Genomic DNA, 24539 nt, shown 5'->3' with positions numbered 1-24539 from the left:
AACAAAAAAGCCGCCTCATCCGAGACGGCTTTTGGGATCCTGGCAGTGATCAGTCGATCAGGTCGCCTTTCAGGATCTTCGGCGTGATGAAGACCAGCAGCTCGCTGCGCTCATCAACCACCGACTTGTTGCGGAACAGCGCTCCAAGGTAGGGAATATCGCCCAGGAACGGTGTCTTGGTAATGGTGGTGGATTTTTCGGACTGGAAGATACCGCCAAGAACCACTGTTTCACCGTTGCGGACCAGTACCTGTGTGGTGACTTCGTTGGTATCGATACTCGGTACACCGGCTGTTTCTTGTCCACGTGAATCCTGATTCACCGCCAGATCCATGATGATCTTGTCGTCCGGCGTAATCTGCGGCGTCACCTCCAGCGACAGCGCCGCTTCTTTGAAGGAAACGGAGGTTGCGCCACTGGACGAGGCTTCCTGATAGGGAATTTCTTCGCCCGACTTGATTTTCGCCGTCTGGCGGTCCGCTGTCACCACCTTCGGCTGGGCTACGATTTCCGCCTGGCCATCGCTGGCATAAGCAGACAGCTCCAGATCCACAAGGAAGTCCGTACCGATGTAGCCAAAGGCAATAGATGAGGCGTTGGAGTCCGCGACCCCCAAATTAACATTCAGACTGTCAGACGGCAGGGTCAGCGAACCGGAAGAAATGTTGCTGATACCGCTCTGGGTACCACCTACCACCACATTGTTATCACCGCCATTGGCGTTACCTCGCCCTTCAACCCCCCATTGCACACCGAGCTCCTCAGCCAAATCGGTCGAAGCCCGAACAATACGCGCCTCAATAAGCACCTGACGGACTGGCACATCCCAAGTTGAGACTAAACGCCGAATTTGCTCGAGTTTATCGGCAGTTTCTCGCACACTGATAGTATTCGTACGCGGATCAGATGAAACGAACCCTCTTTCGGAAATCAGTTCCTCGTCAGCTTGAATGAGAGCCACGATATCCGCCGCCTTGGCGTAGTTGACCTGGATGATGTCCAGACGAACCGGCGCCAGCTCGGCAATCTGCTTGGACGTTTCCAGTTCCAGACGCTCGCGGGCGGCAATCTCGTCCGCCGGCGCCACCAGCAGGACGTTACCGATCTGACGCTTGTCCAGACCTTTGGTCTTCAGGATCAGATCCAGAGCCTGGTCCCAGGGCACGTTTTGCAGACGCAGCGTAATGCTGCCGCTGACCGTGTCACTGGCCACCAGGTTCAGACCCGTGAAATCGGCGATCAACTGCAGGACCGAGCGAACTTCGATGTCCTGGAAGTTCAGGGACAGCTTCTCGCCGGTGTACGGGAACTTCTCTTCGCGACGATTCTCCGCCTCTTCGTCAGACAACGGTTCAACGCTCACCGTAAACTCGTTGCCGGCCTGGTAGGCCAGATAGTCGTAGTTGCCTTTCGGGCGAATCTCGACAACTGCATCACCGCCCTGCATGAACGTGTCCACACGCGTGACCGGAGTCGCGAAATCGGTGACGTCCAGACGACGGCGCAGCGATTCAGGGACCTGCGTGCCATCCATCACCAGACGGATTCGACCGCCGGTTTCGGACAGGTCCACAGACGTTTTCGGGTTGGACAGACTGACGACAATCTGACCTTCGCCATCCGCGCCACGATGAAAATCGACGTTGGAAATGGCGTCCTGAGACGACGCCGACGAAACGGCGGACTGTACCGGGGTGCTAGGCGTCGTCTGGGACGTCGCCGCCTGATCTTCACCACCGCCAATCTTCATGGTGATGGTATTACCGGCCACGTTCGTGGTGTAGGGAACCAGGTCCACCAGATTGAAGATCAGGCGGGTCCGGTCCTTGGTATCGACAACCGTCATGCTCTGGGCATTACCGCTACCCAAAGAGATGCTGCGGCTCTGCAGGGCACTGTCCACCCCTTTGAGATCCACCGCGATTCGGGCCGGACGCTCGATCGTATAGCCGGTCGGCTGCGGCGGAGTCCCATCGAACTTCAGAACCACCTCAGTCCCGTCGCCCGGGAGTGCCGTGAATTCGACATCATTCAGGCTGACGGCGTTCGCCAAGCCGGACATCATGCCGAGAGCAGCCATGCCGATTATCAATACAGTTTTTCTGAACATCGTTAGCCTCGACCCCAACCTATTTTGTACACACAGATTTCTTGAATTATTCATGTCGCCGCTCCTTAGCCCTGATCCAGGCCCTGGTCCAGTTCAAGGGTTCGCGGCCGCTTAACCCAACCACCGCTGCCATTGGGCACAATTTCCACCAGCTCGATACGGGTCTCGTTGACGCCGACTACACGGCCGTAGTTCTCTCCCATATGGTTGCCTTTGTGGACACGATGAATCCCACCGGTGTTGTCCTTGACCAGCGCATACAGATCACCACTGTTGTCCGCCCGCTTCAACGTGCCGACCATCCGCAGATTCGTCAGCTGGAAGTTTTCCAGAACTTCCTTGGGACGATCGAAATCCGGTTTGATATCGCTCTGCGGCTTTTCATCCACCATGGTGAGCTGGACTTCCACCGGCACCTCAAACGGTGAGCGGCGATCGGCCGCCGAATAGGTGAAAGCCTCATAGGCCTTGAACTCAGGCAGCGGCTCAACGTGACCGCGCGGCTTGGACCGCGCTTCCGACATGAACTGATCCAGATCGGAAAAGCCATTGCCCTGGGAACAGGCCGTTAACAGTGTCGCCAAACAGACCGTTGTCCAGGCTTTACAGGCATGCTTGCTCATCATGCTTACTCCCCAGCCCGGTAACGGTAGGTCCGAGCCTGCACCTGCATTTCAAGCACCTGGCTGTCGGCCCCTCCCGTTGGTTTGATGGTAAAGTCGTGCAAGGTCACGATTCGCGGCAATCCGGCAATGCTGCTCACAAAAGAAGCCAGCTCGTGATAGGTACCGCGTACCTTGAGGTTGATCGGCAGCTCGATGTAGAAATCCTTCTTCTGCTCCGGCTGCAGCTTGATCTCATCAAGCTCAAGACCATTGCCTACGGCGGTATTGGTGATGTCTTCCAGAAGACCGGGCACTTCGGTATCACTGGGCAACTGTTTGACCAGCGCACCAAAGGTCTCTTCCATTTCGACCATCTGCTTCTTGAAGACCGCCAGGTTGGCCACCTTGTAGGCCTTCTGCTCGTATTGGTCCTTGAGCTCTACCTCTTTCTTTTCGACCCGGCTGAGCTGGCTGTATTCGTCCTTGACGAAGAACCAGTAGCCGCCACCGAGGATCAGGCCAAAGACCAACAGCATGACAATGATCTTGATCGGCATCGGCCAGATGCCGGCGTTATTCAGATCGAGGTCATTGACGTCAAATTCGTTCAGGCTTTTCAGAGAGTCCGCGAGGCTCATTTTTTCTTGCCCTCCTCTTCGGGCTCCGGCGTTTTCTGGTCCACCGAAAGATTGAACTGGCTGTAGCCGGCGCGGCGGCTGTCAGCGGACGACACGTTGGTCAGGTTGGGATTCGCGAACCACTCGGAATCCTCGAACTGACGCATCAGGTTGGAGATCCGGTTGTTGGATTCCGCCATGCCCGTAATCTGCAACTTGTCGCCGGTTTTCTTGAGGTCGGTGTAGAAAAGCCCGTCGGGCAGGGTTTTAACCAGTTCGTCGAACACCCGGACGATCACAGGGCGCTTGCCCTGCAGGTCCTGAATCACCTTCATCCGGGCGATCAGCTCGTCGCGTTTGCGACGCAGGTCTTCAATTTCCTTGATCTGGGAGTCCAGGGACTTCATCGCATTCTGGACGTAGGCGTTACGGGATTCCTGGTAGGAAATCTGGTCGTCCACGTGCCCCTTCCACAGGAAGCCCAGGCCAGCAGCAATGATGCCCGCGCCCACAATCATGACGACGAACTGCTGTTGCTTCTCCGCCCGCAGTTCCTCGCGCCAGGGTCTGAGGTTAATCTTCGCCATCAGTCAAAACTCCTCATCGCCAGACCACAGGCAATCATCAGCGACGGCGCATCGTTGCTCAGCGCGGACGCATTGACCCGGGAGCCCACGGCCATATCGGCGAACGGGTTAGCCACCAATGTAGCGGTGCCCGTTTTCTCCTCAACCATCTCGGTCAGTCCCTGAATGGACGCTGTACCACCGGCGAGGACGACATAGTCAACCGCGTTATACTGGCTGGCGCCGAAGAAGAACTGCAGCGCACGGGCCACCTGCTGGACGACCGCCTCCCGGAACGGGGACAGCACTTCCACCTCGTAGTCGTCCGGCAATCCGCCCTGCTTCTTGGCCAGCCCGGCTTCTTCCAGGGACAGGCCGTAGCGGCGCTGGATTTCCTCGGTCAGCTGCTTACCACCGAAGATCTGCTCACGCGTGTAAACAGTCTTGCCGTCAGCCAGAACGCTCAGCGTGGTCATGGTGGCGCCCACATCGACAATCGCGACCACCAACTCCTCACCCTGTGAGTCCAATTGCGGCTCGACCAGCGTGTAGGCCCGCTCAAGGGCATACGCCTCGACATCGACCACTTTGGCGGAAAGCCCCGCGATGGAAAGCGCATCTTCCCGGATATCGACGTTTTCCTTGCGGCAGGCTGCCAGCAGGACGTCGACCTGATCGGGATTGGTTTCCGAAGGGCCCTGGACTTCAAAGTCGATGGCGACCTCGTCCAGCGGATAGGGAATGTACTGATCGGCTTCCAGCGCGATCTGGTCTTCCATTTCAAATTCATTGAGGCCGGCATTCATCTGAATCAGTTTGGTAATGACCGCCGACCCAGACACAGCCACCGCGGTTTGCTTTGCGCTGGCGCGAGCCTTGCTCACCACCTTGCGCAACGCGTCACCGACGGCCTCCACATCCGTGATATTTTTCTCGACAACAGCGTTGGCAGGCAGCGGTTCTACCGCATAGCTCTCAACCCTGTACCGCTCGCCACTCTGCCTGGAGAGTTCCAGAAGCTTGACCGAGCTTGAACTGATGTCGATACCCAGCACAGCACTGGACTTTTTACCGAACAATCCGAACACGCGCTCACCCTATACCTGGTTTAATGCACCCGGTTACGACTTTTTTATTTAAGAGAATTTGTTTTGCTTTGCGTCTACAATGCGATTTCTTCTTGGAAGAAAGGCAAAGTGAACTTTGAGGATGCCTTATCCTTCTAAAGCAATTTCTCAGATGATAGACCTATATCTAACAGTTGTCAGAAAAAATGTCCCGAATGATCCGCTTTACTCGCATTAGTACATGGCTGTTTTTTTTCGGCCTTTCGATCGGCGCCATGCTGCTTTCAAGTTTCTATCTTTACCTGCGCCCGGGTTTGCCATCTGTCGATCAACTTGTCGACATCCGGCTCCAGACACCGCTTCGGGTCTATTCCAGCGACAAGAGATTAATAGCAGAATTCGGTGAAAAGAGAAGGGCTCCGATCACAATCGAACAGATCCCCAACCTTCAGTTACATGCCTTCCTGGCCGCCGAGGATTCGCGATTCTACGAGCACAATGGGGTCGACATCAAAGGCCTGGTGCGGGCTGCAGTGGAACTGGTAACCACCGGTTCGATCCGCTCCGGGGGCAGTACCATCACAATGCAGGTTGCAAAAAATTACTTTTTGACACGGGAACGTACCTTTATCCGGAAGTTCAACGAGATACTGCTTGCCTTTCAGATAGAGCGTGAACTACCCAAGAACAAGATCCTGGAGCTGTATTTAAACAAGATATATTTGGGCAATCGGGCCTACGGTATCCAGGCCGCGTCCCAGGTTTATTACGGCAAACCGGTGAATGAACTGGAGCTGGCTCAGATGGCCATGCTGGCCGGTCTGCCCAAGGCGCCGTCGGCCTACAACCCACTCGCCGACCCTCAGCGCGCCCTGTCCCGCCGCAACTGGATCCTGCAGCGCATGCGCGAACTGGGCTATATCTCGGACACCGCCTACGACCTGGCGTCACGTGCACCGATTACCGCCAGCTTCCACGGCGCAGAGCATGAGCTCAAAGCCGACTACGTGGCCGAGATGGCCCGCTCGGAGATGGTCAGACGCTACGGTGACGACGCCTACACCGACGGCTACAAGGTGTACCTGACGGTCGACAGCGAGAAACAGAAAGCCGCCAACGACGCTCTTCAGGCCGGCCTCGAAGCCTACGACCATCGCCATGGTTTCCGTGGCCCACTGGGCCACCTGGACGAAGAAACGCTGGAAGCCGGCGAGCTCGACAAGGCGCTGGACAGCTACCCGGCCTATCCCGGCCTGATACCGGTCGTTGTCACCAATTTGAGCGATGATTCAGCCACCGTATACAGCCAGCCGACCGGTGAAACCACCATGCCGTTCGACACCATGAAATGGGCGCGCGAGTACCGTAATGAGAACCGGCGTGGATCCGAGCCGACGAAACCGGCGGACGTTCTCAAGGTCGGGGATGTGGTGTACGCCCGCCCGCAATCACTGCCCCCCAGTTCCTCTGCGTCGAATGACGAATTACCCGAAACGGTCGCCAAACCGTCCATGGCTCTTGAACAACTGCCCCAGGTCGAAGGCGCGCTGATCTCGCTGGATGCAAAAACCGGCGGCATTCAGGCCCTGACTGGCGGCTACAGCTTTGAGGAATCCAAGTACAACCGCGCCATTCAGGCAAAACGTCAGCCGGGGTCCAACTTTAAACCGTTCCTTTACCTGTCCGCCCTGGAGAAGGGAAAGACAGCGGCCACGGTCATTAATGACGCCCCGATCGTCCTGGACGATGCCGACCAGGAATCGGTCTGGCGTCCGGAAAACTCGGGCAGCCGCTTTGCCGGGCCGACCCGCCTGCGCAAGGCGCTGTACCAGTCCCGCAATCTGGTCTCAATCCGTCTGCTGCGCTCGATCGGCATCGACTACACCCTCGATTACCTTCAGCAGTTGAAAATCGACACGTCGGGCATGCCGCACAACCTGACGCTGGCTCTAGGCAGTGGCACCCTGTCCCCGATGGAAGTAGCCCGCGGCTTTGCGGTCATTGCCAACGGCGGCTATGACGTCGCGCCGTATCTGATCGACCGCATCGAAGACAGCCGCGGCAATATCCTTTACGCGGCTCCCAGCGTCATTCAGTGCGACGACGACTGCGCCGACCTGGCGGCCCGATCGCCCACACCGGATGCCGGCTTCCCGGCTATCCGCACGGCACCCCGTCTGGCGGACAAGCGCGCGGTTTACATCATGCACTCAATATTGCGCGACGTGATCGAAAAAGGGACCGGCCGCCGCGCCCTCGCCCTGAACCGCAAGGACGTAGCCGGCAAAACCGGGACCACCAATGAGCAGCGGGATGCCTGGTTCTCCGGCTTCAATCACGACCTGGCCACGACGGCCTGGGTGGGCTTCGATACCCCTCGGCCGATGGGGCGCGGCGAATACGGCGCCGTTGCCGCACTGCCGGTATGGCTGGATTACATGAAAGTCGCCCTGAAGGATGCGCCGTCGTCGTATATGCCCCGCCCCAACGGCATCGTGACCGTGAAGATCGATCCGGAGACGGGCGAGCGCGCAGCGCCGGGCAACTCCGACGCCATCTTTGAACTGTTCCGGGAAGAAAACGTGCCGGCCCAGCAGTCAGCCGACACCATTCGCAACCAGGACAACGGCGACGCGGTCATGCCCCAGGAACTGTTCTAGCGCCCCAATGCTTACCTCAACCGGTATTCCGGGCACAAAAAAAACCGCCTTTCGGCGGTTTTTTTTGTGCCCGGCGACTTACCGAATGTCGTCGATCGACTTCAGCGGGTAGTGTGCCGGGTAGGCATGACGCGCGACGCCGGAATCGACCGCCGCACGGGCAACCGCCGCCGGCACGAACTCGAGCAAACGCACATCCATCGGCTTGGGAATGATGTATTCCTTGCCGAACTCGAAGCTCTCCACACCGTAGGCTTCGCAGATCTCCTTCGGAACCGGCTCTTTTGCCAGATCGCGGATGGCATGAACCGCGGCCACCTTCATCTCTTCGTTGATGGCCGTTGCACGAACGTCCAGCGCACCACGGAAGATGAACGGGAAGCCCAGGACATTGTTGACCTGATTCGGGTAGTCCGACCGGCCGGTCGCCATGATCAGGTCGTCGCGCGCAGCCAGGGCCACTTCGGGACTGATCTCGGGATCCGGGTTGGAACAGGCAAAGACGATGGGGTTCGGAGCCATTTTCTTCAGCTGCTCAGCCGACAGCAGGTCCGGACCGGATACACCCACGAAGACATCCGCTCCGTCGATCGCGTCATCCAGGGTGCGGAACTCGGTTTCCGTCGCGAACATGGCCTTGTACTGGTTCAGGTCGTCACGACCCGCATGGATCACGCCCTTGCGGTCCAGCATGAAGATATTCTCGGACTTCATGCCGCAGCTGATCAGGAGTTTCATGCAGGCAATCGCGGCGGCGCCGGCCCCCAGACAAACCACCCGGGCCTCCTCCGGTTTCTTGCCTTGCAGCTCCAGCGCATTGAGCATGCCGGCCGCCGTCACGATGGCCGTGCCATGCTGGTCGTCGTGGAATACCGGCACGTTGCATTGCTCTTTCAGCGCACGCTCAACTTCAAAGCACTCGGGCGCCTTGATGTCTTCCAGATTGATACCGCCGAAAGTATCGGCAATCCGGGCCACGGTCTCGATAAACGCTTGCGGACTTTCGGAATTCACTTCAATGTCAAAGACATCAATACCGGCAAAGCGCTTGAACAGAACGCCCTTGCCTTCCATGACCGGCTTGCTCGCCAGAGGACCCAGGTTGCCCAACCCGAGAATGGCCGTACCATCCGAAATGACAGCAACCAGGTTACCCTTGCCGGTATATTTGTACGCATTCTCGGGGTCTTTCGCGATCTCGCGGACCGGTTCAGCCACGCCCGGGCTGTAGGCCAGGGAAAGATCGCGGGATGTCCGCGTCGGCTTGGTGATTTCAACGCTCAGCTTGCCCGGGCGGGGGTTGGCGTGATAATCGAGGGCCGCTGCTTTCAGATCTTGAGACATTGCCACTGTTCCGTTTGTCACGTTAATCGGGTGGAGCGTCATTATATGGGCCGAAGGTGAACGATCCGGTCAACGATCGACACGGACAATGCCCGAATGAACGGCATAGCCCCGGCCCCACTCTCACTTTATAGTTCTCCGCCAGCGCTGGCGCGAGCGCGACATTATGGCGTGACTACCCAGCTCAAACAAGGGCGGCTGCGCAAATACTGACCAGCCGTAACCATGAATTTTTTCATGCCTCACATAAGCAAAAAAGGCGCCATTTGGCGCCTTTTTTGCTTGTTCCACCGCTATCGGCGGAATGGATCCGCGGATCAGCTGCCTTTCTTGATACGGCCGCCGAAACGCTTCTGGAACCGGTCGATACGACCCGCTGTGTCCATCACCTTCTGCTTACCCGTGTAGAACGGGTGACACTGGGAACAAACGTCCAGCTGCATGTCACGGGCGATCGTGGAACGGGTCTTGATGACATTACCGCAGCTGCAGGTTGCAGTAATCTCTTCGTACTTCGGGTGGATACCTTCTTTCATGGGAAAACCCTCTTTGCATATGCCGCCACCTGATCATCTGCCAGGCACCGCATGGGGTAAAATGGCCATGGCGGTTAAAATGCCGCCAAAATCAGACGGCGAATCATATCAGAATTCCCTTGATTCGCAATAGATGAGCCTGTAGCAGTGTTCCCTTATACTGCGCCTTTCCTTTTCCCAATGACGGAGACCCTGTGACCCAGACGGCACGCATTGCGCTGTCACGCCCCCTGCGACGACTGTTCGACTACCGGATTCCCGACGGCATGGTTGTGCAACCAGGTCAGCGAGTCCGTATTCCGTTCGGCCGCCAGTCGCTGGTCGGCCTTGTCGTGGACACCGGCGTCCAGCCGCCAGAAGGTATCAAGCTCAAACCCATCAGCGCCGTCCTCGAAGACTGGCCAGCGTTGCCCGATGAGACTCGTACCCTGTTGCAGTGGGCCGCCAGTTACTACCAGCATCCGCTCGGCGAGTGTCTATTTATGGGGCTGCCTCCGGCACTTCGCCGGGGGCGACCCGCGTCGCAACCCGCCGAGCAAGCATGGACCATAGTCCCCGACGCCAGTACCACGCCATTGCCGGCCCAGGCAAAGCGCCAAAAGGCCTTGCTCGACTGGTTGTCGGATCTCGGCGAGCCGATGGGGCAGAAGGACATCCTGGCGGCCGGTTTCTCTCGCACCCAGCTGAAAGCCCTGGCGGACCGCGAACTGATCCGTGAAGCCTACGCCGAAGAGCGGCTCAGCTCCCGCAAGCCCACGCCTGTCGACACCCTGCCGGAGCTAACCCCCGCCCAGAACGTGGCCTTTGGACAACTCCCCCGCCCGGACGAGGGATTTACCGCCTCACTGCTCTATGGCATCACGGGCAGCGGCAAGACCGAACTCTATCTTCATTATATAGAGCGGTATCTCTCCGACGATCAGCAGGCCCTGGTGTTGGTCCCGGAAATCAACCTCACCCCCCAGACTGTGCGACGCTTTACCCGCTACTTCGGCGACCGCATTGCCGTCTGGCATTCAGCCCTGAACGACGGCGAACGCCTGCACACGTGGCTACGCATCCGCCAGGGCGACCCGGTCATTGTCATCGGCACCCGCTCGGCGGTCACCCTGCCCTTTACGAAGCTGGGAGCCCTGATTGTCGACGAGGAGCACGATACGTCCTTCAAGCAGGGCGACGGTTTTCGCTATTCCGGCCGGGATCTCGCTGTGTATCGGGCCCATCTGAACCAATGCCCGGTGATCCTCGGATCAGCCACGCCGTCGATCGAATCCTGGCACAACGCCACATCCGGAAAGTACCGCCTGATTCGACTGGAGGAAAGGGCCGGCGAGGCCCGGCCACCCACCATGCGGCTGCTCGACATCCGCAGCCGACCGCTGGAGGGCGGCCTGTCACCTCGCGCACTGCAGGCCGTCCGCGAACGGATCGAACGCCAGGAGCAGGTACTGGTCTTCGTCAACCGCCGTGGCTTTGCTCCGGTGATGATGTGTTTTGACTGCGGTCACACCAGCGAATGCCCACGCTGTGACTCCCGGCTTACCTTTCACCGCCGCGATCGGGCCCTGCGCTGCCACCACTGCGACTATCAGACCGCCGCGCCACAAACCTGCCCGAATTGCGACAGCGACGCCTATAAACCCATTGGCCAGGGCACTGAGCGGACGGAAGACGTGCTACAATCAGCCTTTCCCGACACCCCGGTGATCCGGGTGGACCGGGACAGTACGCGCAATCGCGGCAGCATTGATCGCATCCTCGAACGCGTGAATACCGGTGAGCCGTGCATCCTGGTGGGCACCCAGATGCTGGCAAAGGGTCATGACTTCCCCAACGTCTCACTGGTGGTGGTGGTCAATGCCGACGGCGGCTTGTTCAGCGTGGACTTCCGGGCACCGGAACAGCTGGTACAGACGCTGTTGCAAGTCAGCGGTCGCGCCGGCCGCGGCGTCATCCCCGGCACCGTTCTGATCCAGACCTGCCACAGCGAGCACCCACTTCTCAACCAGCTCTGCGACGGCCACTATCCGGCGCTTGCCGAGCACATCCTGGCAGAACGCGAGGCGCTCAGCTTGCCGCCCTTCCGGGCCATGGCCCTGCTTCGGGCAGAAGCCGCCTCCATGGAGGAAAGCCTGTCCCTGCTCGATGCCGCCAAGGCACAGATCCGGGACAATCGCATCGAAACCTGGGGGCCTTTGCCGGCGCTGATTGCCCGACGCGCGGACCGCCACCGGGCACAGCTGATCTTCCTCAGCGATCGACGCGGGCCCATGCAGTCGACATTGGCGAACCTGTGTTATTTCCTTGAGAATGAAAAGAAGCCGGCCACACTGAAATGGCAGGTGGATATCGATCCCCTGGAAACCGGGTAGTCCCGGACACCCGATAGTGGTCCACCACATTGAGAAAGGCCGGGCTTTCCGCGATAATACGCGATCCTCGAGAGGGCTCGTTCCGGGGCCTCTGATGAGCTACTGACTAGCCTCCGGCTGAAACAACGTGCCGAGGCCGTTCCGGGGTTCATCAGAGGCTCTTTCAGCCCATTCAATGCTCCGATCCGACAGAGTCATCTGCCAGCATGAAAGACACGGTAACCCAGCTACTTGAAGCCGCCATTGCGGCGCTCCAGGCCGACGGCGTTTTGCCGGCCGACCAGACGTTCACGCCGAATGTCGACAACACCCGCGACAAGGCCCACGGCGATTTCGCTACAAACGTCGCCCTGGCCACCGCCAAGGCTGCTGGGAAGCCACCGCGACAACTGGCCGAGGCCTTGATCGACAAGCTGCCGGACAGCCCGGCCGTCCAGAAAGTCGACATTGCCGGTCCGGGCTTTATCAACTTTTTCATGAGTGACGCCAGCAGCTTCGACATTGTGCGCACGATCATTGAGTCCGGTGAAACCTACGGCCGCAACAACAGTGGCCAGGGCGAATCGGTACAGATCGAGTTCGTCTCAGCCAATCCGACCGGTCCGCTGCATGTCGGTCACGGTCGCGGTGCGGCGATTGGCGATTGCCTGGCGCGACTGCTGGAAGCCAACGGGTATCAGGTTTCCCGAGAATTCTACTACAACGACGCCGGCGCCCAGATCGACAACCTGGCGCTGTCTGTTCAGGCCCGCGCCCAGGGCAAGACCCCTGAGGACGAAGGCTGGCCCGCTGACGGCTATCGCGGCGACTACATTGTCGATGTGGCCAAGGCCTACCTGGCCGGCGAGACGGTGACCGCCGACGATCGGGAAGTGACCGCCAAGGCGGATGCGAACGACCTGGACGCGATCAAAGCCTTTGCCGTGGCCTACCTGCGCCGCGAGCAGGATCTGGACCTCAAGGCCTTCGGCGTCGAGTTCGACGTCTATTTCCTGGAGTCGTCCCTGTACAGCGATGGCAAGGTGGAAGAAACCGTCCGCATGCTGACGGACAACGGCTACACCTATGAAAAGGAAGGCGCCACCTGGCTGCGCACCACCGAGTTTGGTGACGACAAGGACCGGGTCATGCGCAAGACCGACGGCGGCTACACCTACTTCCTGCCGGACGTCGCCTATCACCTGGACAAGTGGCGCCGTGGCTACACCACCGTGATCAACGAACAGGGTGCTGACCACCACTCTACGGTCACGCGGGTGCGCGCCGGCCTCCAGGCCCTGAAAACCGGCATTCCACAAGGTTGGCCGGATTATGTCCTTCACCAGATGGTGTTGGTCACCCGTTCCGGCGAGGAAGTGAAACTGTCCAAGCGCGCCGGCAGCTACGTCACCCTGCGCGACCTGATCGACGAAGTCGGCCGTGATGCCACGCGATTCTTCCTGGCGGCGCGCCGGGTCGATTCCCAGTTGACCTTCGATATTGACCTGGCCCGCTCCCAGACCAATGAAAACCCGGTCTATTACATCCAGTATGCTCATGCCCGGATCTGCAGCGTGCTGCGCAAGCTGGCCGCCGAAGGTATCCAGGCCGACCGCCAGGCGCTGGTGGAACGCCTGGACGGCCTGGGGCTGGAAGAGGAACGGGATCTGGCCAATCGCCTGGCCCAGTATCCGGAACTGATCGCCAATGCGGCCGCCACGCGCGAACCGCACCACGTCACCCATTACCTGCGCGACCTGGCCGGGCAGTTCCACACGTATTACAACGCTCACAAGGTCCTGGTGGAAGACGAGACCATCCGCGATGCACGCATTGCTCTGTGCTTGGCGGTTCAGCAGGTGCTGGTCAACGGCCTGTCGCTGATCGGCGTCGGCGCACCGGAAGAGATGTAACCCACAGGACAGCAGTCCAGCGCGAGGCCCATCACCGATGTCCCGTGATTACGCCAAGAAGTCCCGCCCCAAGGGCGCAGCAGCCACCAGCACCAGCCGGCCTGCGCCGCGACGGGCCAAGGGCACCCAAAAGCCGGAACGCAGCAAGAAGGCCAGCCCCCGGAAGCAGTCCGGCGGCCTGTCGCTGCGCTGGATACTGTCTCTCGCCTTGGTGGGCGGGTTCATTGGCTTTATTGCCTACCTGAACTCGCTGCCCGCGCCGGGTAACGGCCCGGCGGGTTCGTCCCGGGGCAGTCAGCCGGCACAGACGGCTAAAACCACCCCCAAGACGACACCGGCCCAGAAAGAAAAAAAGGAATCTTTCCAGTTCTACGACATGCTGCCGGAATCGGAAGTGGTGCCACCCAAGGTGGAAGCCTACGACCCGGGACCAGCCCCGGCCGAACGCAAGTACCAGTACATGATCCAGACCGGATCGTTCAAAGGCCGCAGCGATGCCGAGCGCCAGCGCGCCCAGGTGGCCTTCCAGGGGCTGCACGCCTCCATCGAGCAGATCAAGCTGGACAGTGGCGTCATCTGGTATCGGGTCAACATCGGCCCGTTCGACTCCCGCAGCAAGATGAACAGCGTCGTCGACAAACTGGTCAGCATCAATATCGAGCCTTTGGTCCGCAAGGTCCCCAAGGAAGGCTAATCCTCTGAGCCCGGTCGTCGCACGGCCGGGCAACGTTACCCGGCCATCCGGCCCCATCGTATAATTGCCGAATTGTCACGATGGGCCATCCCGTCTATCCCCTTGAAAATCACCCTGTCATAGCCATATCTAAGGAATCTCAAGGGGCCTCTGAATAAGTCCTGATCCTGCCCCGGTGTTCGGGACGTATTCAGAGGCACCTTCCCAACAGGCTCATTTGCACTTGGAGCTCACATGACAACGATTCTTTCGGTACGACGCGGCGACACGGTGGCCATGGGCGGTGACGGTCAGGTTTCCCTGGGCAACACCGTGATGAAAGGCAACGCCAGAAAAGTGCGCCGCCTGTACAACAACCAGGTCCTGGCCGGATTCGCTGGCGGCACGGCCGATGCCTTCACCCTGTTCGAGCGCTTCGAAGCGCAACTGGAGAAGCATCAGGGCAACCTGACCCGAGCCGCCGTGGAACTGGCCAAGGATTGGCGAACGGACAGGGCCCTGCGACGACTCGAAGCCTTGCTGGCGGTAGCCGATCACACCGCCTCGTTGATCATCACCGGTAACGGGGACGTCATCGAACCCGAAGACAGCCTCATTGCCATCGGCAGCGGCGGGCCTTTTGCCCAGGCCGCTTCACGGGCACTGCTGGAAAACACAGAGCTCAAGGCGGACGAGATCGTGGAGAAGGGTCTCGACATCGCCGCTGACATCTGCATTTACACGAACCATAACCGCACGCTCGAAGTGCTGTCCGGCAAAGAGTGACGGAGCCATCATGTCTGCAATGACCCCTCGTGAAATCGTTCATGAACTCAACAAACACATCGTCGGCCAGGAAGAGGCCAAGCGGGCCGTCGCCGTTGCCCTGCGCAACCGCTGGCGCCGCATGCAGCTGGAACCGGCGCTGCGGGACGAAATCACGCCCAAGAACATCCTGATGATCGGCCCCACCGGTGTGGGCAAGACCGAGATCGCCCGTCGCCTGGCCAAACTGGCGGACGCGCCCTTCCTGAAAGTGGAAGCCACCAAGTTTACCGAGGTGGGTTACGTGGGCCGCGATGTCGAGTCCATCGTTCGCGACCTGGCGGATATGGCCGTGAAGATGCTGCGTGAGAAAGAGATCAAGCGTAACGAGCATCGTGCCGAAGACGCCGCCGAGGATCGTATCCTGGACGCCCTGCTCCCACCGGCCCGCAGCTTCGAGGAAGACAGCCAGCGTTCCTCCGGCGACTCGTCCACCCGGCAGCTGTTCCGCAAGAAGTTGCGGGAAGGCGAGTTGGACGACAAGGAAATCGAAGTGGACCTGAGCAGCTCAGGCGCCGGCGTCGAGATCATGGCCCCGCCGGGCATGGAGGAGATGACCAGCCAACTGCAGAACATGTTCTCCAACCTGTCCCGCGACAAGAAAAAGACCCGCAAAATGAGAGTGGCGGATGCCCTGGTCGCGGTGCGCGAAGAGGAAGCCGCGAAGCTGGTCAATGAGGAAGAGATCAAGCAGAAAGCCATCCAGGTGGTGGAACAGAACGGCATTGTCTTCATCGATGAAATCGACAAGGTGGCCAAGCGCTCCGAAAACGGCTCAGCGGATGTGTCCCGGGAAGGCGTGCAGCGCGACCTGTTGCCGCTGATCGAGGGCAGCACCGTGAGCACCAAGTTCGGTATGGTGCGCACTGATCACATCCTGTTTATCGCTTCGGGCGCGTTTCACCTGTCCAAGCCATCGGACCTGATTCCTGAACTTCAGGGGCGCCTGCCGATCCGCGTCGAGCTTCAAGCGCTGACGCCGGAGGACTTCAAGCGCATCCTGACCGAGCCCGATGCGTCCCTGGTGCAGCAGTACGAAGCCCTGATGAACACCGAAGGACTGCAACTGAACTTCACCGCTGATGCTATCGAGCGGATCGCCCAGGTGTCCTGGAAGGTGAACGAGACCACCGAAAATATCGGTGCCCGTCGCCTCCACACCGTCATGGAGCGCCTGCTGGAGACCATCTCGTTTGATGCGGGCGATTCATCCACCGGCGAATTCCAGGTTACGGCCGCCTACGTTGACGAAAAACTCGGCGATCTGTCCGAAGACGAAGACCTGAGCCGATATATCCTGTAAAACCTGTGGGAGGCGAGTCATTCGCCTCCCACTCCCCCAGTCACCGGTCGATGCCAACCCCATGTCCACCGAAGCCCAACGCCCCAGTGATATCCGCATCCGCAAACAGAGCCGCCTGCTCGTGCTCAGTTATGAGAATGGCGAAGTACTAGAACTGCCCTTCGAACTCCTGCGGGTCTATTCTCCGTCAGCCGAAGTTCGCGGTCATGGAGCCGGCCCCGGCACGTTGCAGACCGGCAAACGGGATGTGCTGGTGACCGGCGCCGAAATGGTTGGCAACTACGCGATCAAATTGAGTTTCAGCGACGGCCACGATTCCGGTCTGTTCACCTGGGCCTATCTGCAGGAACTGGGAAGGGAGAAGTCCCGTTATTGGCAGGACTATCTGGACCGGTTGGATAAGGAAGGGGGTTCGCGGGACGGCAGCGTCCGATACCACTGAACCAGGGCCGACGAAAAACTACAGGGCCTTCTGCAGAATATCAGTCACGTTGTCGATGCCTGAACTCAGGCGGTCACGCGCTGAGCGGCGACCTTTCGCCACGTACAATGGCAGCATTTCCCCGTAAAGACTCGTACTGATGGTGCGCTGGTCGTCTTCCAGGCGATCGCGACGCAACCGGATGCCGTATGGCGCCAGCTTCGACTCCAATTGATCGGCCCGGGCCAGCAGATCACGGCGCGTCATCTGATAGGCATGTTCGCAAACCATCCGTCGCGACTGGAAGCTGAAGACGTTGGAGAAGAAGAGTTTGGCGTCGTCCCGGGTCGGTTCAAACAGCAGGATGTCCTTGTCCGGATAATCCCGACCGTACTGGGCAATGCCCGACTGCATCCGCGAATAGACCATGGTGCGGTAGGTCTGGGCCAACACGTTGGGCATGCCTGCCTGGGTCAACGCGCCCGGGGTCATGGAACCGGCCCTTACGGCGGCGCTGGCGTCGATCGGCACTTGGGGATTGACTGCGAGCACCAGATCCGCGCCGTCCTCGAACGCCACCGAAGCGTGCAGCCCCTTACGCAGGGTGCCATCCACGTAATAACGACCATCGATCTGGACCGGCACATAGAGTCCCGGAGAGGCCGTACTGGCCTGGATCGCGCGTGAAATCGGAACGTGATCGAAGCCCGGTGCCCCGAAACAGACCGCTTCCGTGCTCTCGACATCCGCCGCTACGATATAGAGACTGCGCCGCAGTTGCCGGAAATCGTTGGTGCGACCCAGCATGCTGAAGGTTCGGGCCAGATAATCGTTCAGCCCTTCGTTGTCAAACAACCCGGATGGTGCCGCCTGGGCCAGGATGGTCAGCGCTTCCAGAAAACTCTGGTCGTAGGGATTGTTGACGAAGCGGCCCATGGCACTGGCCAGGAGCCCTGGCACCGCCATCAAACGGCGCCCGATCTCGCGGAACGCTGGCCGGTAGAAGACTTCCGGGTGAAACGGATGCACTTCCGCTTCGTTCTTGACGAAGATCCGGCACAGCTGGGCGGTCGTCATCTGATTGGCCAGATTGGCCGCCACAAACGAGCCGGCGTTCACCCCGACATAGACATCAAGGTCATTGAAATCGATGCCGTCCAGCGCCTCATCCAGCGCCCGCATGGCCCCGATCTCATAGATTCCCCCCAAAGGGCCACCACCACCAAGGGCGAGGCCGATGCGGGGTTTATCCTTAATGTCCGTCTTGTTTACAGCCATGTTTGCCCTTGCCTGACGCAGCCCCATTCAGGCGCCACGATCGTCAATGTCGGCCCCAATTCCGAAGGGCTGCGATACGATCCGATAGATGCCTTGGACGGTAGCACCCGATTCTAGAATAAACACACTATTACGGCCGACCGTTCACCACTGGTCGCTACAAATCAGCTGCTGGCCGAACGCCCCGGACGCAGATAGCGGCCGAACCCCGCGCTCCGGAGCGCCAGATCCACACAGCTGCGGATGACATGGGGCGAATCCAGATCCAGCACATCGTCCAGCAGCTTGCGGGCCCACATTGAATCGATACTGCGGATGACGGACTTGACCTTCGGCAGGTTGGCCGCATTCATGGACAGCGCGTCGTAACCCATGGCCATCAGCAGCACCGCACCGCCGGGGTCTCCCGCCAGCTCGCCACAAATGCTGACCGGCGTACCGACGGCGTGGGCGTCGTCAACAATCTTGACCAACGCCTGCAGGACTGCCGGATGGAACGAGTGATACAGGGACGCCACCCGCGGGTTGTTGCGGTCCACCGCCAGCAGGTACTGGGTCAGGTCGTTGGAACCCACGGACAGGAAATCGACCCGGTTGGACAGCTCGCGAATCTGGTAAACCGCCGCTGGAATCTCGATCATCACACCCACCTTGGGCATGTGAATGTCGTAGCCTTCCTCACGCACCTCGTGGTAGACCCGATAAATCAGGTGCAGTGACTCCTCGACTTCGGACACATTACTGATCATCGGCAGCATGATGCGCAGGTTGTTGAGCCCTTCGCTGGCCTTGAGCATGGCCCGCACCTGCACCAGGAAAATTTCCGGATGGTCCAGGGTTACGCGAATCCCCCGCCAGCCCAGGAACGGGTTTTCCTCGCTGATCGGAAAATAGGTCAGCGCCTTGTCGCCGCCGATGTCCAGCGTGCGCATGGTAACGTCGTTGGGCGCGAAGGCTTCCAGCTGCTCGCGGTAATACTCCCGCTGCTCCTGCTCCGACGGGAAGCGCTCGTTGATCATGAACGGCACTTCGGTGCGGTACAGGCCGATGCCTTCCGCGCCGTGGCTCAGTGAGCGCACCACATCGGTCATCAGACCGGTATTGACCAGCAGCGAGACCCGCACGCCGTCGGTGGTCACGCAGGGCTTGTCACGCAGCTCTTCGAGGCCGCGGAACAGCGCCGCTTCCTCTTCACAGATCTCCTGGTAGAACGAGCGCAGGTCCGCGGACGGCGAGGCGTAGATCTGCCCCTCGAAGCCATCCACGATCAGTTCCCGTCCGTCCAGCTGATTAACGGGCATATCGATCATGCCCATCACGGTCGGCACCCCCATTGCCCGGGCCAGGATCGCCACGTGGGAGTTGCTGGAGCCGCGTACCGAAACCAGACCCACCAACTGGCCACGAGGCACTTCGCCCAGCATGGCCGGCGTCAGCTCATCGCTGACCAGCACGGTCTTCTCGGGGTAATTCAGTGCCTGATGATCACCCTCCTGCAGGTGCGACAGCAGTCGACGCCCCAGATCCCGGATATCCACCGCCCGTTCACGCAGGTACAGGTCACCCATCATTTCAAAGTGCCGCACGTACTGCTGCACCACCTGCTTGAGGGCACCCTGGGCCCATTGGCCGTCGGCGATGCGGTTCATGACTTCGGCGGGCAGCGCGTTGTCGTCCAGCATGCGCAGATAGACTTCAAACAGGGCCTGCTCTTCCGGACGCAGTTGCGGCGCCAGCCGTTCCGCAACCAGCTGAATGTCTTCACGCACCGCACCAACCGCCTGCAGAAACAGCTCCCGCTCAGCGTCGGGATCGTCGACGGCCTTGTCCGGCACCGCATCCAGATCCGCCGGCGGATACACCACCACACCTTGACCAATCGCCACGCCGGGAGCACCAGCCACGCCCTTGAAGCTGATGTCATGCGCTTCCTGACCGGTCAGCGACAGGCCGCTGATGGCCCCGGTGGCTTCACTATGGGCGATGACCCCCGCCAACTGGGCGGAAATCGTAACCAGAAAGGCCTCTTCGCCCTCGTCGAAGCAACGCGAACTTTCCCGCTGCTGCACGACGAGCACGCCAAGCACCCGGCGATGGTGAATGATGGGAACCCCGAGAAACGAGCGGAAACGCTCCTCACCGGTCTCCGGAAAATAGCGGTAACGAGGATGGGCGGTGGCATCTTCCAGATTGATGGGTTCCTCCCGGGAACCCACCAGGCCGATCAGGCCCTCGGAATGCGCCATGCTGACCCGACCGACGGCCTCCTTATAGAGACCCTCGGTGGCCATGAGGATGTAGCGATTGGAGTCGGGATCCAGCAGGTAGACAGAACAGACTTCGGTTCCCATGGCACGCTGCACACCGGAGACAATGATTTCCAGGGCTTCCTGCAAGTCCCGGGCACCATTGACTTCCTGAACGATACTTCGCAGCGTGCTCAACATAGACCGTTAATCCATCCTGTCCGAGAACGGCGGCGATCCCTGCCACCGTTCCATATTGTGGAATAATCGCGGGGCCAGCTCGCGCAGGGCCCGCCGGTAAACCTCCCGCTTGAACGACACCACCTGTCCCAGCGGATACCAGTAACTGACCCATTGCCAACCGTCGAATTCCGGAGAATCCGTCCTGTCGACGCAGACACTGGCGTCGGGAGATAACAACCTCAGCAGGAACCATTTCTGTTTTTGCCCGATGCAGACCGGGTGCGAATGGTGGCGAACCATTCGCCGGGGCAGACGATACCTTAGCCAGCCGCGGGTACAGCTGATGATTTCCACATCCCGCTGCCCCAGCCCGACTTCTTCGCCCAGCTCGCGATAGAGCGCTTCCTCAGGGGATTCATTGTTGTCGATCCCCCCCTGGGGAAACTGCCATGCGTCCTGTCCGATGCGTCTTGCCCAGAGAACTTCTCCCCGATCATTGGCCAGAATGATTCCGACGTTGGGTCTGAAACCGTCGGAGTCGATCACCGTTATATACCTATCTGAATTTTTCAGCAGCGGCCCTACTATCAGGCTGACCGGATCGGATGACGTCTCGCGCTATCCGCCGTCGCCGTGTTGATGATAAAGGCCCGCAATTTGCCTAAGTTGCCTTCATTCTTGCAGAAAGCGTACCGGCGGGCAAACTGCGCCTGTTGCCCTACAACATGCTAGAATTCGGCCCCTTTCAGAACGTCTCCGGGCGAACTGGCAGGCCACTCCGAACACTGTGATTTGAGGGGATACTCAGCTTGACGCTTGCGATCTTTGATCTGGACAACACGCTCATCAACGGTGACAGCGACCACGCCTGGGGCGACTTTCTCGTCTCGGAAGGGATCGTCGACGCCGGGGAATACGAAGCCGCCAACAACCGCTTCTACCAGGATTACCTGAACGGCGACCTGGACATCTACCGCTACCTGACGTTTGCCCTCGAACCCCTGACCCGACATGAACCGGACGTCCTGCATCAGTTGCGGCAACGTTTCGTCGAGGAGCGGGTGCGCCCGATGCTGCTGGAAAAGGCCTTTGAACTGCTGGAACAGCACCGACGCCAGGGCCACTACCTGTTGATCATCACCGCCACCAATCGCTTTGTCACCCAGCCGATCGCCGACCTGCTGGGCGTCGACGACCTGATCGCCACGGAGCCGGAATGGAAGGATGGCCGCTATACCGGGCAGATCGCCGGGGTCCCCAGCTTCCAGGCCGGCAAAGTCACTCGCCTCAGCGCCTGGCTGGAACAGCACAAACGCACCGCCGATGATGCCTGGTTCTACAGCGATTCGCACAACGACGTGCCGTTGCTGGAACAGGTAGCCCATCCGGTTGTCGTCGACCCGGACCCGAAACTGGCGGATCTCGCCCGGGAGCGGGACTGGCCCATCATTACCCTCAGGGATTGAACGGTATGGCAAGGAAGGCAGACCGCGGGCTCGCTGTTTTGCTCGGTGCCGGCATGCTGATCGCCGGCTGCTCCGACAAGACGCCCGCCGACAAGGACGCTGCAAAAAACGAAGCGGCGCCGGCCGCCCGGATCTCCCAGCCGCTGCAGGACGGCGTCGAGCAAGCGACCACCTCCACCTGCAAGGCGGCGGATGCCCTTAATGACGCCATCACCGGGTTTCTCGACGCCCCGAACGACGACAACCTGGAAACTGCCCGGCGGGCCTGGCGCGAGGCCCATAGCGATTATCGCCAGCTCGCTTTCCTTTACGCGCTGGCCGGTCAACCCATGCCCCAGCAGCACAACGACCGGGATCCGATCGACGCCCACCCTCTGCTTCCCGGCTATCTGGACCAGGTGCCCGGCTACCCCCACAGCGGGCTGACCTATTCGGAGGTCCCGCTAACCCCGGATTACCTGCGCAAGGAGCATCAATCCACTGACTTCTATTACCTGACCCTGGGTTTCCATCCGCTGGAAAGTCTGCTTTGGCCGGCTGGCGCGGACGGCACCGACGAGACGATCCAGCGCTACCAGCGGCCGGAAAAGCCACCGGAGGAAACGGTGAATGCCCCCGAGCGGCGCCACGACCTGCTGCGCCTGATTGCCAACGCCCTGGACCGGGACATCCAGACCCTCTGCACGGCGCAGAACACGGCGTATCTGGTAACCGGCCTGGTGGAACTCGATGGCCACCCAGGCCGAGCCGCGGCAACGCTCGACAAAGCCCTGGGAGCGAAGATAGGGAAACCACTCGCCGCCTGGACTCAGTCACCGGATGGCGAAGACCACAACGGCATGCCACTGGCCCACAGCCCCGAGGCGGCAACGGATTTCAGCGAGTTGGCCGCTCTTGTGCGCCATCTGGCGACGGAGTGGAACGAGGCCTTGCTGGCCGGAGTGGATTCTGCAGATACGCTCGATCAGCAAATGCAGGCTTTGGCGAAGCAACTGGCGGCGATCGACATGACCCAGGCACCGATCAATACCGACGCCCTGGACGCCGCGCGACAGGCCCTGGCTCAGGTCCGCGAGACGTTGGCCAGGATCAGCCTGAAGGCGCCGGCCGAATCCTCAGAGGAAGCCGGTGAGTGAGCGAACGAAGCAGCTCTTGATGTAGTCGGTTTCCGGGATGCCCGGAATCACCGGGTGATCCGGGGCCTGATGCCCCTGCTCCAGCAACTGCACAAATCGATCGATGCGCCGGCCACTACCGCGGATGATGTCCACCAGTCGCTCCGTGGACAGGTGCATGGAGCAGGAAGCCGAGACCAACAGACCGTCTCGCTCCAACAGTCTCAGCCCGAGCTGATTGAGCCGCGCATAGGCCTGCTCCCCGGCTTTCTGGTCACGCCGGCGCGGAATCAGGGCCGGTGGGTCCAGCACCACGATGTCGTACTTTTCTTTCTGGTCGCACAGGTCCTTGAGCACGGCGAAGGCATCGCCTTCCAGCGTGTCCACGTTGTCGAGCCCGTTCAGTCGGGCGTTCTCGCCGACGCTATCCAGGGCCTGCGCGGAACTGTCAACACAGGTGACCTGACTCGCACCGGCCGCCGCGGCCTGAACGCCCCAGCCCCCGACATAACTGAACACATCGAGCACCCGCTTACCCGGCGCGTAGGCCTGCAGGCGCTTGCGGTTCATCCGGTGATCGTAGAACCAGCCGGTTTTCTGGCCGGTCGCCAGCGGCGCCCTGAACAGCACGCCGTTTTCCTCCACGGCCAGGTGTTCCGGCAAGTCGCCCAGCGCGGCGGACACATAGCTGTCCAGCCCTTCCACCTCACGCATCTTGCCGTCGTTCTTGAAGACGATGGAACGCGGGTGCACCAGCTTCTGGATCGCCCGCACCAGGGATTCGCTCAGCGTCTCCATTCCCGCGGTGGAGATCTGGACCACCACCACATCGTCAAAACGATCGATCACCAGTCCGGACAACCCATCGGCATCCCCAAACACCCAGCGATAGAAGGGGCGCTCGAAGAGGCGTTCGCGCAGGTGCAACGCCGTTTCCAGACGCTCGCTGAGACGCTGCGGAGTCATGCCCTGCTCCGGGTTGCGACTGATCAGTCGCCCGCAGATCAAGGCATGGGGATTCACGAACACTGTACCCAAGGGCTTGCCGTTGGCTGCCGTCAACGTCGCCTGATCACCGGGCTGAAACGCGGTCAGCGGCGAACGCTTGGTATCGACCTCATTGCTGTAGATCCAGAGGTGTCCGGCGCGAATACGACGCTCTGCGCCTTTGCGCAGGAAAAGCTGGGAGAACATAGGCAGACCACAACCAAAGATGGGAAAGTGGCGGAATTATACGGAGGCAGGCTGCCCGGGGACAGT

General features: G+C 60.1%; 20 protein-coding genes. 9 read left to right on the top strand and 11 right to left on the bottom strand.

Going from position 1 to position 24539, the window contains the following annotated elements; translation table 11 throughout:
• Positions 1-49 precede the first annotated feature (49 nt).
• The 5 genes from J3364_RS15785 to J3364_RS15765 form a co-directional block, all read right to left on the bottom strand.
• On the bottom strand, positions 50-2110 hold the full coding sequence (locus J3364_RS15785; protein ID WP_349559225.1) for a type IV pilus secretin PilQ: 2061 nt from the start codon (positions 2108-2110) through the stop codon (positions 50-52).
• A 65-nt stretch (positions 2111-2175) separates the two neighbouring features.
• On the bottom strand, positions 2176-2736 hold the full coding sequence (locus J3364_RS15780) for a pilus assembly protein PilP (protein ID WP_349559224.1): 561 nt from the start codon (positions 2734-2736) through the stop codon (positions 2176-2178).
• Positions 2737-2738: 2 nt separating this feature from the next.
• Positions 2739-3353, bottom strand: coding sequence for a type IV pilus inner membrane component PilO (locus tag J3364_RS15775; protein ID WP_349559223.1), 615 nt, complete (start codon positions 3351-3353; stop codon positions 2739-2741).
• On the bottom strand, positions 3350-3919 hold the full coding sequence (locus J3364_RS15770) for a PilN domain-containing protein (RefSeq protein WP_349559222.1): 570 nt from the start codon (positions 3917-3919) through the stop codon (positions 3350-3352). Before J3364_RS15770 ends, J3364_RS15775 begins: the two co-directional genes overlap by 4 nt.
• Entirely contained in the window at positions 3919-4986 is a 1068-nt protein-coding gene (locus tag J3364_RS15765) for a pilus assembly protein PilM (RefSeq protein WP_203143898.1), read from the bottom strand. The genes J3364_RS15770 and J3364_RS15765 overlap by 1 nt, the downstream gene beginning before the upstream one ends.
• 185 nt (positions 4987-5171) lie before the next feature.
• Here J3364_RS15765 and J3364_RS15760 point away from each other — a divergent pair, with 185 nt between their 5' ends.
• On the top strand, positions 5172-7625 hold the full coding sequence (locus tag J3364_RS15760) for a penicillin-binding protein 1A (protein ID WP_502882522.1): 2454 nt from the start codon (positions 5172-5174) through the stop codon (positions 7623-7625).
• 78 nt (positions 7626-7703) lie between these two features.
• On the opposite strand, the gene J3364_RS15755 is transcribed toward J3364_RS15760, so the two are convergent.
• Together J3364_RS15755 and rpmE are read right to left on the bottom strand one after the other, a co-directional pair.
• Positions 7704-8969, bottom strand: a complete 1266-nt coding sequence (locus tag J3364_RS15755) for a malic enzyme-like NAD(P)-binding protein (RefSeq protein ID WP_203143894.1) — start codon at positions 8967-8969, stop codon at positions 7704-7706.
• A gap of 317 nt (positions 8970-9286) precedes the next feature.
• The gene (rpmE, locus tag J3364_RS15750; RefSeq protein WP_123634171.1) at positions 9287-9505 is read right to left on the bottom strand and encodes a 50S ribosomal protein L31; all 219 of its coding nucleotides are present in this window, start codon (positions 9503-9505) and stop codon (positions 9287-9289) included.
• A gap of 194 nt (positions 9506-9699) precedes the next feature.
• On the opposite strand from rpmE, the gene J3364_RS15745 reads away from it, so the two are divergent.
• From J3364_RS15745 to J3364_RS15720, 6 genes are all read left to right on the top strand, one after another.
• Positions 9700-11877 (top strand): primosomal protein N', encoded by a 2178-nt coding sequence (locus J3364_RS15745; protein ID WP_349559220.1) that lies wholly within the window; start codon positions 9700-9702, stop codon positions 11875-11877.
• A gap of 206 nt (positions 11878-12083) precedes the next feature.
• On the top strand, positions 12084-13769 hold the full coding sequence (gene argS / locus J3364_RS15740; protein ID WP_349559219.1) for an arginine--tRNA ligase: 1686 nt from the start codon (positions 12084-12086) through the stop codon (positions 13767-13769).
• A 37-nt stretch (positions 13770-13806) separates the two neighbouring features.
• Complete coding sequence (locus J3364_RS15735; protein WP_349559218.1) at positions 13807-14463, top strand: SPOR domain-containing protein; 657 nt, start codon at positions 13807-13809, stop codon at positions 14461-14463.
• A gap of 234 nt (positions 14464-14697) precedes the next feature.
• Positions 14698-15228 carry an ATP-dependent protease subunit HslV gene (gene hslV / locus J3364_RS15730; RefSeq protein WP_123634167.1) on the top strand — a complete coding sequence of 177 codons (531 nt, stop codon included), beginning with the start codon at positions 14698-14700 and terminating at the stop codon, positions 15226-15228.
• Positions 15229-15238: 10 nt separating this feature from the next.
• On the top strand, positions 15239-16570 hold the full coding sequence (hslU, locus tag J3364_RS15725) for an ATP-dependent protease ATPase subunit HslU (RefSeq protein WP_349559217.1): 1332 nt from the start codon (positions 15239-15241) through the stop codon (positions 16568-16570).
• A gap of 61 nt (positions 16571-16631) precedes the next feature.
• Positions 16632-17012 carry a gamma-butyrobetaine hydroxylase family protein gene (locus J3364_RS15720; RefSeq protein WP_123634165.1) on the top strand — a complete coding sequence of 127 codons (381 nt, stop codon included), beginning with the start codon at positions 16632-16634 and terminating at the stop codon, positions 17010-17012.
• A gap of 18 nt (positions 17013-17030) precedes the next feature.
• Here J3364_RS15720 and J3364_RS15715 read toward each other — a convergent pair whose 3' ends face one another.
• From J3364_RS15715 to J3364_RS15705, 3 genes are all read right to left on the bottom strand, one after another.
• Positions 17031-18269 carry a patatin-like phospholipase family protein gene (locus tag J3364_RS15715; protein WP_123634164.1) on the bottom strand — a complete coding sequence of 413 codons (1239 nt, stop codon included), beginning with the start codon at positions 18267-18269 and terminating at the stop codon, positions 17031-17033.
• 164 nt (positions 18270-18433) lie between these two features.
• Positions 18434-20716, bottom strand: coding sequence for a phosphoenolpyruvate--protein phosphotransferase (gene ptsP / locus J3364_RS15710; RefSeq protein ID WP_349559216.1), 2283 nt, complete (start codon positions 20714-20716; stop codon positions 18434-18436).
• Positions 20717-20722: 6 nt separating this feature from the next.
• A complete protein-coding gene (locus J3364_RS15705) occupies positions 20723-21244 on the bottom strand; it encodes an RNA pyrophosphohydrolase (RefSeq protein WP_123634162.1) in 522 nt (173 codons plus the stop codon).
• A 263-nt stretch (positions 21245-21507) separates the two neighbouring features.
• On the opposite strand from J3364_RS15705, the gene J3364_RS15700 reads away from it, so the two are divergent.
• Entirely contained in the window at positions 21508-22164 is a 657-nt protein-coding gene (locus tag J3364_RS15700; RefSeq protein WP_349559215.1) for a histidinol-phosphatase, read from the top strand.
• Between the two features lie 5 nt (positions 22165-22169).
• The gene (locus J3364_RS15695) at positions 22170-23300 is read left to right on the top strand and encodes an imelysin family protein (protein ID WP_349559214.1); all 1131 of its coding nucleotides are present in this window, start codon (positions 22170-22172) and stop codon (positions 23298-23300) included.
• On the opposite strand, the gene J3364_RS15690 is transcribed toward J3364_RS15695, so the two are convergent.
• Positions 23280-24473, bottom strand: a complete 1194-nt coding sequence (locus tag J3364_RS15690; RefSeq protein WP_349559213.1) for a class I SAM-dependent rRNA methyltransferase — start codon at positions 24471-24473, stop codon at positions 23280-23282. The two genes, J3364_RS15695 and J3364_RS15690, sit on opposite strands and share 21 nt — an antisense overlap.
• Between the last annotated feature and the right edge of the window lie 66 nt (positions 24474-24539).

The sequence above is a fragment of the Marinobacter sp. NFXS9 genome (assembly GCF_040148665.1).
Classification (GTDB): Bacteria; Pseudomonadota; Gammaproteobacteria; order Pseudomonadales; family Oleiphilaceae; genus Marinobacter_A; species Marinobacter_A mangrovi.
This window is presented reverse-complemented; position numbering and strand designations above follow the sequence as displayed.